Source organism: Mucilaginibacter sp. McL0603 (assembly GCF_049992945.1).
Taxonomy (GTDB): domain Bacteria; phylum Bacteroidota; class Bacteroidia; order Sphingobacteriales; family Sphingobacteriaceae; genus Mucilaginibacter.
This window is the reverse complement of sequence record NZ_CP188251.1, coordinates 2,781,364-2,795,430: the sequence shown is the minus strand read 5'-3', so window position 1 is coordinate 2,795,430 and position 14,067 is coordinate 2,781,364. Positions and strand designations below refer to the sequence as shown.

Annotated in this window: 10 protein-coding genes; 3 read left to right on the top strand and 7 right to left on the bottom strand. The window is 40.3% G+C overall.

Features of this window, described 5'->3' with window-relative positions:
• The first annotated feature begins 228 nt into the window (after nucleotides 1-228).
• Both ACPPVU_RS13080 and ACPPVU_RS13075 read left to right on the top strand, forming a co-directional pair.
• Nucleotides 229-3,168: a ligand-binding sensor domain-containing protein gene (locus ACPPVU_RS13080; protein WP_426672153.1), complete on the top strand. Its 2,940-nt coding sequence runs from the start codon at nucleotides 229-231 to the stop codon at nucleotides 3,166-3,168.
• A 1-nt stretch (nucleotide 3,169) separates the two neighbouring features.
• Entirely contained in the window at nucleotides 3,170-3,796 is a 627-nt protein-coding gene (locus ACPPVU_RS13075; RefSeq protein WP_426672152.1) for a response regulator transcription factor, read from the top strand.
• 308 nt (nucleotides 3,797-4,104) lie between these two features.
• Here ACPPVU_RS13075 and ACPPVU_RS13070 read toward each other — a convergent pair whose 3' ends face one another.
• The 6 genes from ACPPVU_RS13070 to ACPPVU_RS13045 all read right to left on the bottom strand — a co-directional run bounded on the left by ACPPVU_RS13070 (nucleotide 4,105) and on the right by ACPPVU_RS13045 (nucleotide 11,592).
• The gene (locus ACPPVU_RS13070) at nucleotides 4,105-5,592 is read right to left on the bottom strand and encodes a SusD/RagB family nutrient-binding outer membrane lipoprotein (protein ID WP_426672151.1); all 1,488 of its coding nucleotides are present in this window, start codon (nucleotides 5,590-5,592) and stop codon (nucleotides 4,105-4,107) included.
• An 11-nt stretch (nucleotides 5,593-5,603) separates the two neighbouring features.
• A complete protein-coding gene (locus tag ACPPVU_RS13065) occupies nucleotides 5,604-8,828 on the bottom strand; it encodes a SusC/RagA family TonB-linked outer membrane protein (RefSeq protein WP_426672150.1) in 3,225 nt (1,074 codons plus the stop codon).
• 229 nt (nucleotides 8,829-9,057) lie between these two features.
• A complete protein-coding gene (locus ACPPVU_RS13060) occupies nucleotides 9,058-9,303 on the bottom strand; it encodes a hypothetical protein (protein WP_426672149.1) in 246 nt (81 codons plus the stop codon).
• A gap of 307 nt (nucleotides 9,304-9,610) precedes the next feature.
• The gene (locus ACPPVU_RS13055; protein ID WP_426672148.1) at nucleotides 9,611-10,483 is read right to left on the bottom strand and encodes a helix-turn-helix domain-containing protein; all 873 of its coding nucleotides are present in this window, start codon (nucleotides 10,481-10,483) and stop codon (nucleotides 9,611-9,613) included.
• 5 nt (nucleotides 10,484-10,488) lie between these two features.
• Nucleotides 10,489-10,860, bottom strand: coding sequence for a VOC family protein (locus ACPPVU_RS13050; protein WP_426672147.1), 372 nt, complete (start codon nucleotides 10,858-10,860; stop codon nucleotides 10,489-10,491).
• Nucleotides 10,861-11,127: 267 nt separating this feature from the next.
• Nucleotides 11,128-11,592, bottom strand: a complete 465-nt coding sequence (locus ACPPVU_RS13045) for a nuclear transport factor 2 family protein (protein WP_426672146.1) — start codon at nucleotides 11,590-11,592, stop codon at nucleotides 11,128-11,130.
• 252 nt (nucleotides 11,593-11,844) lie between these two features.
• Between ACPPVU_RS13045 and ACPPVU_RS13040 the strand changes: the two genes are divergently transcribed.
• Nucleotides 11,845-12,021 (top strand): histone H1, encoded by a 177-nt coding sequence (locus ACPPVU_RS13040; protein WP_426672145.1) that lies wholly within the window; start codon nucleotides 11,845-11,847, stop codon nucleotides 12,019-12,021.
• A 110-nt stretch (nucleotides 12,022-12,131) separates the two neighbouring features.
• Here the strand turns inward: ACPPVU_RS13040 and ACPPVU_RS13035 are convergent, their stop codons facing one another.
• Nucleotides 12,132-13,811 (bottom strand): hypothetical protein, encoded by a 1,680-nt coding sequence (locus ACPPVU_RS13035; RefSeq protein WP_426672144.1) that lies wholly within the window; start codon nucleotides 13,809-13,811, stop codon nucleotides 12,132-12,134.
• Between the last annotated feature and the right edge of the window lie 256 nt (nucleotides 13,812-14,067).

Here is a 14,067-nt window from a genome sequence, read left to right as displayed (position 1 = left end):
TTATTGTTTTATGACGATGTTATGATGCAACGACTAAATTTGCTGAGCTAAGAGTATAGCTACTTCTACCGGGCCAGAAATTACCCCTTTAAGGGGGATTGAAATTTGCTTTGTAAACGATAAATTTACCTGACGTTTAGCTGGCGCCCTGCCTGAATGATCCTTACGCCTGGCTGTGGTCAAATAATACAGTATCTTTATGATGTAAGCCGTTTGAATTTTCCGTTCATGCCCGATAAAACCTTCATATTTTTCGCTAAGGGATTAGCCACGGCTTGCTTACTGCTTTGGACAACAGTTTTATGCGCGCAGAAATATAATTTCCAGCATTATGACCTGGGCAGCGGGTTATCGCAATCACAGGTGCTGGCCATTTGCCAGGATAAGCAAAAACAGATATGGCTTTCAAATTTTGGCGGGATCAATTCTTTTGACGGTAAAAAGTTCAATTCATATTCAATTGAAGACGGACTGGTTTCCAACTCAAATTTCACCATCGCCAGTGATAATGACGGCAATATCTGGTGGGGCAGCAATAAGGGGCTAACCGCATTTACCAATAATGGGATGCACCATTATAAGTTTAAGGATTCAATAAATGTCAGAAGCATTACCCGGGTGATATGCGACAGAAACAATATAATCTGGTCCCTCGCAAAATCTAAATTATACAAGTTGATCCATGGCAAATTGGTTGAACAACTGGTGACTTCCCAAAAGGAAATGATCTCTAATATTGAGGTGGATCATAATGGGAGCTTGTATGCGGCTATTTACCAGTCAGGAATTTACAAATTGGATAAAGCGCGTTGGAAGATAGTGTTAAATACCAGCGACGCCTATGTAAAAGATTTCACTTTTAATGATAAGTCTCCCGGGACAATTTTTTTTATTTCCGACCTTGGATTGTACCAAAGCGATTCAATATCCATTAAAAAAATTAGTGCCCCCTCCTTGTATTCTGAAGCCTCTGAACTGACCACTATAAATTTTGATCATCATCAAAATTTATGGATTGGTACTAACAAAGGATCTTTCATGCTTAAAGGCAACCTTTCCCGGTATTTTAACGAGAATAACGGGTTCTCCAACAATCGTATTTTATCCTCTTACTGCGACGCAGATAACCGGATGTGGTTTGGTACCGACGGCGGAGGATTGTACAGCTATGATAATGATGACTTTATGATATACGATAAGTCGCAGGGTTTGAATAATGAGATCGTGATGAGCATGGCGAAAGATTCAAATGGACAGATTTATTGGGGCACCAATGGCGGCGGCTTATGGTCATTTGTAAATAATAAGATAAAACAGGAGGCTATTTACGGTAAAGAATCTGCTAAACTTCGTATCAATTGCCTTCTTAATGACCGGAATGATAACTTGTGGGTAGGGACGGATAACATGGGATTATGGGTGAAGCATCGGGTAGCCGGTAAAATGGTTTACTCACCGGTATCTGTCGGGAAATATCTGTTCTTTAACCTTGCTGAAGGCGCTAACAATATTGTATGGGCCGCCACAAGCAATGGGTGCTTTTACATCGAAGACCGGAAATTGATGCGGGTCGAGTCTATACATCATTTTTGTTCCAGCGTACTGGTAAAAGGCCCCGATTCAGTTTTTGTGGGATCGGTGAGCGGTATTGAACTGATCAGGAACAAAAAACTGGACAGTAATTTCAAATTAGGTAAACTCGCGGGCAAAAATGTGATTACGTTGTATGCTTACGGCCCATATGTTTTAATAGGCACCAATGATTATGGCTTATTTGTGTGGAATACTAAAACAAACGACATAAAAAATCTTAACGTTAAAAATGGACTTCAATCAAATACAGTTTACAGCATCGATATAGTTGGTAATGCGCTATGGCTTGGGACGGGTAAAGGAATCAGTAAATTTAAGATCATTGACCCGGGGCGGATGGATTTAAAAAGTGAGAGCATTTTTAATCCGATTGTGGAAACCAACCAGAATTCTATACTGCATACCGATTCGGACGTTTGGATAGGAACTACACATGGTGTATACGTATATAAAACAAACCGGGACGCAAAAGTTCCCGCAGTACCAAATACAGTGATCCAAAGTGTATGGTTATCTGCAAAAAATAAGGTCAATGTAAATTATACCTATCAGCATGGATATCATCTTCCTGTTAATTTAACTCTGCCGTCGGATAAAAGCCAAATCGAGATCGAATTTCAGGCCATTGACTTCTCCGGCGCAACTGATATTCAGTATCAGTATCAGTTGGAGGGGTTAGATAAAACATACGGTAAGCTAGTTACTGGTGATTATGTGGATTACCCGAGTCTTCCACCTGGTAAATATACGTTTAAGGTCAGATCAGTTAATAGTGCAGGTCTGTTCACAGAGCCGGCAGTTTTTTCATTCACTATAACACCAACGTTTTTTCAAAGTATAATATTTAAAATACTGGTTATACTTGTTTTTCTGTCGGCTGGTTATAGTATATACAGGTATAAAATTTATCAGAATAACCGGAAAGCATTATATATCGAAGCTCTGAGGTTAGAAGAGCAGGCATCGGTGCGCCGGCAGACCGCGGAAGATTTTCATGATGACCTGGGCAATAAATTAACCCGGATCAATTTGTTGTCAGAACTTTTGGATAAGAAAATAGGTAAGAACAAAGCTGACGAGAAACTGCTTATCCAACAGATCAGGTCGAGTGTGGCTGAACTTTATTCAGGGACTAAGAACATTCTGTGGGCGCTGAACCCGGATAATGATAATCTATATGAAATATATGACCTGATCATCCGCTTCGGGCAGGATCTATTTGCCGGTTCCGGCATTTCGTTCAAGGTTTCTGCTAACGACCCGGAATTTAAACGGCTCCGCCTCCCCCTTGGATCGGGACGTAATATAATTTTGATCGCCAAAGAACTATTGCATAATATTTTACAACATGCCGGGGCAAAAACTGTAACACTTTCACTAGTCATTACGTCTAATAATAAAATTAGTATGACGATCTCTGACGATGGCTGTGGATTTGAGTGTGAACAGATCTCAACCGGCAACGGACTTCGGAACATGCAAAACCGGGCTAAAAGGTTAAACGGCACATTAGATATAAAATCTATTGTAAATACCGGGACCACAAGTCAGGTAAGCTTTCCAATCCCGGGGTAACATGCATAACTGTATAAGAGTAGTTCTTATTGAAGATGACCAGATCCTGCTTCAGACTTATAAACAGTTGATTGAAGCGGAAGACGACATCGTTGTTGTGAATGGGTACACCTCTTTTGAGCGTGCTGAAAAATGCCTGGCTGTGGATCAGCCGGATATTATTCTGATGGATATCCAGTTACCGGGTATTAGCGGTATTGAAGCTATCCCGCTCGTAAAAAAACAATCACCCAAAATACATGTGGTAATGCTGACTGTTTTTGAAAGTGAGCAGCAAATATTTCAGGCCCTGGCCAACGGCGCCTCCGGGTATATCACCAAGGACTCTTCATCCAAAAAAATAATTGAATCGCTGCGTGAAGTAAGGGATGGTGGGGGACCAATGAGCGTACATATTGCGCGAATGGTGATACGCTCGTTCCAAAAAAATACCGAATCCCCCCTTTCCAAACGTGAAACCGAGATCCTAAAGATGATCTCCGATGGTAAAAAGCGAAGTGAAGTGGCTGACGAATTATTTATTGAGCTGGAAACAGTAAAAAGCCACTTAAAAAATATCTATACCAAACTAGATGTTCATTCCAGGTCAAAAGCAATTGATTTTGCCCGGAAAAATAAGCTGATTTAATCCGTCCCTGAATAAAAAAAGTCAATCGCCTCGCGCGACTGACTTCTCTTTTCTTTAACTATTAACTAACCTCATGTCTTAACAATAAACAATTGGCTATAACAAACATAAGCTAATGCGCTCGTTGATGATGTGCGAAAATATCCAAAATGAATCGTGTTAGACATTAAGAACCAGCGTCTTGTAAAATCTTCTTCCACCCTCTAACTTCCCTTAAAAATTGTTTAGGACAAAAAGCAACTGAAAATATATCCAGTTTAGGCTATCCCTTTTGAGACAACCTCCTGTATGTTTAGTGATTTCTTAAATTATGGATTTGGAAGCCCCCACCAAACGGGCTTATAAATGGGAATAGTTCCCGGATAATTCGAATTTGAAGTTAATTCCGAATTAGGATAGAGCATGCGCAACGGCATTTGGCCGGGGTCAATTGTTGTTGCTGCAGAAGGAACAAAGAAGGTAGGATACCCGGTTCTTCTCCATTCGGTCCATGCCTCAAAACCCTGGAAACCACACATTGCATAATACTTTTGTGTAATAATAGCTTTAACCTTGCCGTCAACACTGGCGGCAGCGTTTAAAGCCTGCAATCCATCTGGTGCTGTATTGATATACGTTGTAGGATCTCCTGCGCCTGTAGCAACAAAGCTTGCTTGTATCCCTTTTGTGTATAAACTGGTTACATCACCTGCAGCCCACCCTCTCGCAACAGCTTCGGCCTGTAAAAAATAGCTTTCGGCAGCCGACAGCAATTTAACCGGTGCTGTAGCAGAGGCAGGGTCATTTGCCTGGCCTCCAACTAATGGAGATGGCGGAGAAACTTTCTTATTGACATACGACAGATAGCTACCCTGCGGAATAGATTCGATAGAGTCAACAGGATTAACTTTATCGATAAACAAAGTAAAAAACTTATTTAAACGAGGATCATTATTTCTGATGAAGGCATTTACGACAGTTGAACTGGCCACCACATTTTGAACTTTACCCAATGTAGGGCTGGATGCTTCATTATAAAACGGGTTCTCGTTACCACCCGTAGATGTGTAGGTTATCGACGCATCTTCTGTTAAGAATGTCGGATTAGTTTGGTATAATGCGGCGATACCTGCCTTAGCAGTAGTTGGATCAATGTTAGACAATCGTAAATATGCTCTAAGTTTAAGTGTATTGGCAAAAGCTACCCAACTCGTCATATTTCCCTGGAATATCATATCCTGAGCTCCCGCCGAAACGGCATTTGCATTAAGTAATGGTAATGCTTTATTAATGTACATAAATATGCTATCATAAACTACCTGCTGGGCATCAAATTTAGGGTTTGAATATACAGTTGGTTGCAATGCCTGCGATAGGGGCACATCACCAAAAGCATCAGTTGCTACCTGAAAACTATAAGCCTTCATCAGGTAGGCAATACCTTTAATATTTTCTAATCCTGGTTCAGTACTTTTTGTGATCAGGTCGGCATTTACTAATGCGGTGCGGTATAAGTTAAGCCACGGGCGGTCAAAGTCGGTACCTATCGGGGCGTATTGATCCATGGACTTATATTGTGACGCAACTGGGCTTTGAGTCCAGTATTGCGACCATATATTGCCAAATACCTGAAATGAATTTCCTACTACCTGGCTAATAGCTGCCTCTGTAGTAGGCAAAAGCAATGTGGGGTCGGCGTTATCTGGGTTATTTGGATTTTGGTTCACATCCAAATACTTTTTACAGCCGGGAAATCCAACTGCAGCAATAAGCCCTATAAACAGGATTTGCTTTAGATTTTTATATTTTCTTTTCATGATGAGAATTCTTAGAATGAAACCTTCAAATTAATACCATAGTTACGCACTGATGGGGTTCCAGCAAAATCCAGCCCTTGCTCGTTTCCGGCACCACTTGAGTTTACTTCCGGATCTACATACGCATTGGATTTTGGAGTCCATAAAAACAGGTTGTTACCAAATACACCAATGGTTAATGCACCAAACGGCAGACTTTTTAATTGCGTTTTGTTAAAAGTATAAGATATGGTGGCGCTGCGCATTTTAATATAAGATGCGTCGACAATGAACATTCCAGGTGTATTATTTATTACACTCGTAAAATAATTATACACGGAGTAGGGTACTGTTGTATTGGGAACACTTTTGCCGGCAGCATCCAGATAAACGGAATTAGGGAACGGATTGCCAAATCGGGGGCCGCCGGTTTCAATTCCTGTCCCGACGAAATCTACGAGAGACTTAGTGTCTGAAAATAATACGCCGCCATGTTTAACATCAAATAATACACTTAGATTAAAACCTTTGTATTTAACGTTTGTACCCAATGATGCTTGGTATTTAGGTTGATATGAACCCAGGTATTGGGCTGTTGTTGTAGGTATCGGTTGCCCGGTAGTTTGATTCACAATAGTTCTTCCCTGTGCATCTGTTTGGTTTGTTACCGCATAAAATTCGCCGTAAGGATATCCTTTAGCTGCGACTATTCCCATGCCGTTAAAACCACCTATTACTACCTGCGAAACGCCATTTGGCAAGGCAAGTACATTGCTGTTATTTTTTGTATATGTGCCAAATAGCTCCCAGGTAAAGTCATTGGTTTTAATAGGAGTTCCGCGCATTGATAACTCGATGCCTTTATTTTGAATTTCCCCTGCATTTATCGTATTAAAACCATACCCAGTTGAGTTAGGAATAGGAACGGATATGATTTGATCTTTTGAATCGTTAATGTAATAGCTAAAATCGATAGAAAGCCTATTTTCCAAAAACGCTAATTCTGTACCAATTTCAAATGAGCTTGTCCGTTCCGGTTTAAGCGTAGCATTACCAAGGGTTGATCCAACCTGCAATGCGGGAACATTGCCGAATGGAAATGTGGTACTTCCAAAGGAGCCATTAATGGTAGTTTTTCCATAAGAAGTTAACAATTGATACGGATCGGTATCGCTGCCTACTTGCGCAAAACTCGAACGCAGTTTACCGTAACTTAAAAAATTAGCAATGCCGGAATTTTTTAACAATTCACTAAACACAAATGAACCGCTTACACTTGGGTACCAATAAGAGTAGTTATCTACAGGTAATGTTGAAGATCTGTCGTTTCTTAATGTACCCTCTAAAAATAGGTAGTCTTTATACGAAAGATTTAAATCAGCGTAAAAACCTACCAGTCTTCTTATAGAAATATTATCTGTAATTACATTTACAGGCCCGTTGCTATTGTTAAGATTATACCAACCAGGAACTACTAAACCACCACTTGTATTAGTGCTTGTTAAATTGGAAGTGGTAGAGCGTTCCCTGATATTATTACCCAACAATAATGACGCATTAAGATCTTTACCAAACTTATGGGTTGCAGTAATCATTAAATCATGCACCACCTCGTTTACATTATATTGGTCTATTTCATAAGATCCATTGTTGGTTTGCGGAATCCACAATCCGGATCCGGATTCGTCAGCAGGGTCAAAATCATATTTTGGTGAAATAAGTTTCCTGCGGTCTGAGTACGAATCCACACCTATCCGTTCTTCTATATTTAACCATTTAACAGGTTTCCAGGCCAGATTAACAGCACCGGTAATACGGTTAACATCATCGAGGTTACTAAAATTTTGAAGAACCCAATAAGGGTTTAAAACAAAAGCACCATAAAAACCATACGTATTAGTAGTGGTATTATAACCATTGTACTTATTGTTCAAGTCTCCCATAGTATTAATAGGGATATCCCTTGGCGTTTGCATTAAACTATTCCATATACCGTTTGCATTCTGTCCATTGGAAGGTGTATTTGCCTGAATTTTATTGTAGTTGAAATTAATACTTGCAGTAAAATTGTTTGAAAGTTTAGTTTTACCGTTGAAACGTGCTCCATATTTATTATAAGTATCGCTGTTACCCGGATATATACTATTGGAATTTAATGAGTTTAAGCTTAAATAGAAGCTGCTTTTATCATTGCCCGATGAAATTCCAAGGCTATTATCAGCCGCAAAACCGGTTGTGAAAAAATCTTTTATGTTGTTTGGCAAGGCCTTATATGGCTTCATTTGGTTAACGCCATCAATTTGCTGCCCCCATGGCTCTGTTTTTCCGGTAAAAGGTGCTCCCCAGCTAAAGTTATCACTTGCGTCATCTATGCCGGTAACGTAGTCCGCACTTGTAGCCGAACCCGACATGTACCCCTGGCCATACTCATTTTGAAAAGTAGGTAATTTCAGGACTGATGAGAATGTGCTTGCAGAGTTAAGTGTTATCTCCAATTTTTGTGCACGGTTTGCACCTGATTTGGTAGTGATCATAAGCGCGCCATTGGATGCCCTCGAGCCATAAAGAGCCGCCGCCGCAGGCCCCTTTAGTACCGTGATAGATTCTACGTCATTCGGGTCGATATCATTGCCCCTGTTTCCAAAATCCACCGCTGTTAAACTGCTTTCGCCGCTTATAATACTTGAATTATCAATAGGAACACCGTCGACAACCATTAAAGCCTGGTTGTTACCGGTAATAGACGACCCGCCGCGAAGAACTACCCTGGTTGAGCTACCCGGAGTGTTTGAAGTTGACGTAATATTTACACCTGCTACTCTGCCTGTTAATGAAGTAAGAACACTTGGACTTTCTCCCTGTGTTAACTCATTGTTGCTCACAGTTGGTGCGGAATAACCCAATGTCCTTTTTTCCCTCCTGATGCCTTGAGAGGTTACAACAACCTCACTTAGCCCCCTTGTTTCAGTGGAGAGCCCCACATTCAACACACCCGATTCAGGAACGGGTCGTTCTGTTGAAGTGAATCCAAGGTAAGTAAAAACAAGTATTGCATTTTGAGGAACTGTTAAAGAGTACTGACCCGTTTTATCGGTTTGTGTACCGATGCTGCTCCCTTTGATCTTGACCGATACGCCCGGGAGAGGCAGGCCATCGTCTAAAGCGGTTACTTTGCCGGTAATGGTTGCCGTTTGTGCTGTTGCTTCGTTTATGAAAGCAATGATCAGCAGTAATATTAGCAGTAAATATTTTTTCATATTCGTCCTGATTATTCGGTAAAAGCATACGGTCACAATAGTTAATTCCCTTACCCTACTACAGCAGTGCCTGCTTTAAATAGGTTAATGCTTATCTACAATTTTAGCTATTGGTATCCGGCGCGGATGTGCGGAAATCGTCAGTGAATGTGCGGAAATCGCCAATTTGATAATTTTGGCATACAATGGGAAAGTTTCGTCAGCGCGGTGAGCAACCAATAAGGGTGGGTCAGATAAAATGGTGATAACTCCGTTCTTCCAGTAATAAATAATGATTGCCTGACGGATCGCAGAATTCGACCCCCAGTCCCACCGGTAAATATTGGGGTTTGTTATAAAATACAACCCCGGATAATTTTAAGGTGTGGTAATCATTCAGGCAGTCATGGCTGCTCAATATGATCAGATTTTTGTCATATTCCCCCTTGATATCCTCCACTACAACTATGAAAACATCCGGGTTATCCGTCCTCAATAATATACTCTCCTGGTCAGGGAAAAAGTTTTTCTTTCCACAGATCTCGAAGCCCAGGTCATCCGTAAAAAACTTACTTGTTTGTCAATATCATTTGTAAATACAGGTATGTATTTAATTTTCATAAATTATATCTATTTCCTAAGTACTATCGGATTTGTATACTTTTAATATACTATTGAGAAGATCAGTTGAGCAAGAAATGCCTGATAGCAATGTTAAATAATAGGAATTGAGCCCGATATGCGAAAATCACCATAATTGAGCATTTTAGCACATTTGAATTGTCGGACCAAGTTTAATAAGCTTACAAATCCTGCCTGAATTTAAGTGGGGTTGTTTCGAAACGTTCCCTAAAAAGCCGAATAAAGGAGCTTGGGCAGTCGAAGCCGATCATGTTAACTATCTCATTCACAGGGTAGTCGGTATTCCGAAGCAGGTCTTTGGCCCTTTGCAGACGTATCTGCACCAAAAACTGGTGAGGTGTTACATGGAAAGCCTGTCTAAAAGTCCGCAATAAATGGGTAACGGACAAGCAGGCATATTCCGCCAGTTCGTCCAGGCTGATATGCTGATTGTAATTGGTGTATAAATATTCTTTCGCCAGGTTCAGTCTGCGTAATATTTCAATTTTAGTGCTTCTGTTCAAAAAGTTCAGGCCCTGAGCCTTCTGAAATATCTCTTCATTAAATATCTGGTAATAATTGATCAGGCAATGGTACAGGTATTCATTGATCAGCAACTCATCCTGCAAACCGCGATCGAGGTGATACTTCAGGTGGTTGATATTGAAAAACAAATCTCCTTTAAAAGGGTATATAGTTTCATCAAATTCATATTCATACCGGCTTGTTAAAGGGCGCCTGTAATTTGCCAGCAGGGTATCATCTTTAAGCTGCCAGCTGTCCTTAAAATCTTGCAGGAACTTATCGTCAAAGCTTATTCCAAAAGATTGCACGGGTATTGCGCTTTCTACAGAACTTGTATATTGTGTGCCTTTGTTCAGGATCAAAAACGAATCGGTATGGATAGACAATTGCCTTTTGCCAATACTATACCTTTCGTTACCACTAAATACAAACCGGATACTAAAATCTGAAGTGGTTTGCTGGCTATACCTCGCATCACGGGTACTGCTGTAAATCACATTATTATTTTTTAGTGTTCTTAAATATTCCATCGTCTTCAGGTAGGGTTATTGTAACTGCGTTCTTCAATCAGCAGGCAGCGGTTGCCTGACGGATCCATAAATTCAGCCCCCAGACCCATGGGGGAATAATACGGTTCGTTATAAAAAACTACACCCGCCATTTTTAAACTATGGTAGTCGCTCAAACAATCATCGGTATTCACCACAATCCTGCATTTTCTATAATCAAAGCCGTTATCCCTTGCAATCACGATAAAAACGTCCGGACTATTGGTCTTCACGATAATGCATTCTTCTGCTGATAAAATATTCTTTTTGCTGCATATTTCGAACCCAAGATTGTCAGTAAAGAATCTTGCCTGCATCTCTATATTTTCAGTGAAAATCGGTATGTATTTAATTTTCATAATAATTCCGTATAAAATATGGTGTAAATCGTATGAGAAACCCGGTACTGATTATTTAACAGACGGGGTTGCCCGGTTCAGGAGATCAGTTAATACCAATTTAGAGCTCAAAGATAACTCACTTAAAATAGCAGCGTATACCCCTAAGGGGGTGAATTTTATGAAATAATATCTCTCAAGAGAAGAAATAACAGGAGAAGGGTAAATAATAAAAAAGTCACCGCTTAGCGGTGACTTCCTGATTTGTTGACTTAAGTGTTTTTAGTGTTAATTATTTGCAATGACCTTTGGAGTTGTCCCGGGCTCTTTATCATTAAATATTTTATATACCTGTGTTATTTTCCATTCCTTATCAGCATTCTTTTCAAGTACAAGGAAATTTTGCTGCGTGCAATTTTCGTATTCAAAATCTACCCTCACCATTGCCAGTGAAGTACTTTTTGCAACAACCTCAAAACTGGCTTCGCAATCTTGTTTTACTCCCTTATTGCTTTTCATTTGGTCAACCATATCCGATTTGGTCTGTACGATCACAGCTTCGGCTCTTGGTATTTTAAAAGCGGCGTCATTGTTCATTATCGTGCGCAACTTTTTATAATTGCAATTCATATGGCAATCAATATAATCTGATACTACCTGGTTGAAGCTGTCGGGTACAGTTTTTGCATATGTTTTAACACTCAGGGCAACTAATAAGCTTATTAGAAATACCTTAAAAATTCTTGTTTTCATTTTCCTGTTTGTTTACATCAAATTTCAACAGTATTGTGGCTACAGGATATGCTTATTAAGCCATTTAATATGCCAATCTCACCATTTGTTTTTCGCCTTTGCTATAAAATTTATTTAATCTACTACTTCTCTGAATTTCAAACAAATGGCAAAAATCACTTAAAGTATGAAACGCCGACCCGCGTGATACAGATTGCCGGTTGTTCAGGTAAAATATTAATTTCGCATTCAAAATTTAAATAAAACTATACAATGAAAAAATTCACAGCCCTTAAGGAATTAATCGCAACTGCTGAAAATGACGCTGAAGCGTTTTACAACAAAGGCAACAAAGCTGCCGGAACACGTCTGCGTGGCCTCATGCAACAACTTAAAGTAAGTGCTACCGATATCCGTAAAGAAGTTACCGAACAGAAAAATGCAAAATAATTAGCAGCGCAGCTGCTTCGCTAATAGGCCTGGCTATAATGCCGGGCTTATTTATTTACTGCAATTTAATCCATTATTTTCAGCTGTGAACGATTATTAAAGCCCGGCAGCTATTTCCTTAAAATCAAAAGCTGCGGATCGACTCGTTCAGCCTCATCGTTCCAGCGCTGCAACAGGCCCCCGTTTGCCGGTTCGAGCTCATCACCCAATCCGTTTTTCAAATGAAGAAAGGTGTAAGAATAATTATCCCTGACAGAAGCATTAGAAATTTCAATCACCGGGATCCAAGTCCCGGTATTATAAAACCTGGCGCCATTTTTAAGAATATATTCGCCCGGATTATGCGTATGACCCATCGTCATGACTTTAAACTGTTCATCTCCGAGCCGTTTTCCAGCGCAACTTGCCAGGCTGTCAGGTTCTGTCAGTTGAAACCAGCCGACCATCCGCGTCAGTAGATATGAGGCTACAAGCACACCTATCGCCTTACCCGAATTGGTTAACCATTGAGTGAAAATGGAGACTGGCTGAGCGGACTTTTTAGGCTCAAAGATCAGTGCGATAAGCCAGTGCCAACGAAAAATCAAAACCAGGACCAATGGGAGAAATAGCGCGAGGAAAAACCAGAAGACACGGTTAAACATAAACCAGACATACCTTGGCCTGGTCGTTAATATCCTCAGCGCAAAGGGGAGCTGGTTAAAGATCACCTTTAAAGCTAAAGGGAAATTATCCCGGATGAGCATCGGTAGAATATTCCGGGCGGGGCGTACTTTATCCAGGTAAGGGTAATAAAGTTCAAGCCTGTTGATGACATAGCGGTTAAAAAAAGATCCAAAGGGCAGGTTAACCTGTTGTTTCGCGGGTTCGATCATGGCATGGTCCAAAATCATGGTAAATTTGTCGTAACGGTGCCCATGTTCTATATAAACCAGTTTGTCTATCACAACCGCATCGTCTATAAATTTAATACGTGGCAGTACGAAATTTTCAAGGACAGCGCCGAGATCATTTTGATTGGCATATTCCATCAGTGTTTCTGCCAGCATCAGGCGAATATAGTTCCTGACGTTCTTCATACATATCTCCAGATCGTGGTTCCCCTTGAGGATTAACAATTTATTGCCATCGTGCAGCCACTTCGCCAACGCGTTAAAGAAGATCGTGTGCCCTTTCCTGATCTGGATAAGCTTGTAAATGCTTTTATAATCGTCGGTTTCCAGCCCGTACTCTTCTTCCCTCTTCGATATATTATTCCTCAGCTCTGTGACGTCTTTATATATCCCGATTTTTTCCAGTTCAGCAGACCAATGCTGGAATTCATTCTGAATTTCCGTGGGTGCCGGCGCAACAGGTTTTGTGGTATGTATTGCTTTCAGAAAATTTCTTATTTTGCGGGAGGTGCTAATTTCCCTGACCTTTCCCGGGTATTCAGTTACCCGCAAAAAATCGAACATATCACCATTGATCACCAGTATCCCCGGCTTTCCTGCCTTTAACCTGATGAGATGGCCAACAAACCGATCAAAGGCCTCATCGGCAAAAAAATTCTCTGTGCCTTTGAACACCCCGGCCTCATTTCTGCCAGAGGCAATATGCAGGTCACTTATGATGATTACGTCTGCCCCATTTGATAGATAAGGAACCGGCTCAGAGGTTTCCGGGACAAACTGTTTGAACAAGCCGGCTTTCTGCTCCTTGTATGTTTTTTCATCTACGATATATTCGAATTCAAATCCATTCTTACTTTCCCAGGTGGAAAAAATTTCGGCGATAGATTTAGATTCCATACGTCAAAGTTTTAAGTGAAAGCAATGATCCTGATAAGATTGTCCAGACAACCCAGCACCAGGTAAAGAAAGCGCCGCCTGATATCCAACCTGAACCAAATAATATATGAATATACATTATTTTACATTTCCAATTTATTTAATTGATATAAAGAACATTACAACACCAACAAGCAATAAAAAATATTATGTTTTTCTTTTACTTCTAAATAAAAATAAGTAATTATACCTAACAATTAAAGGAAGCCATTCTATT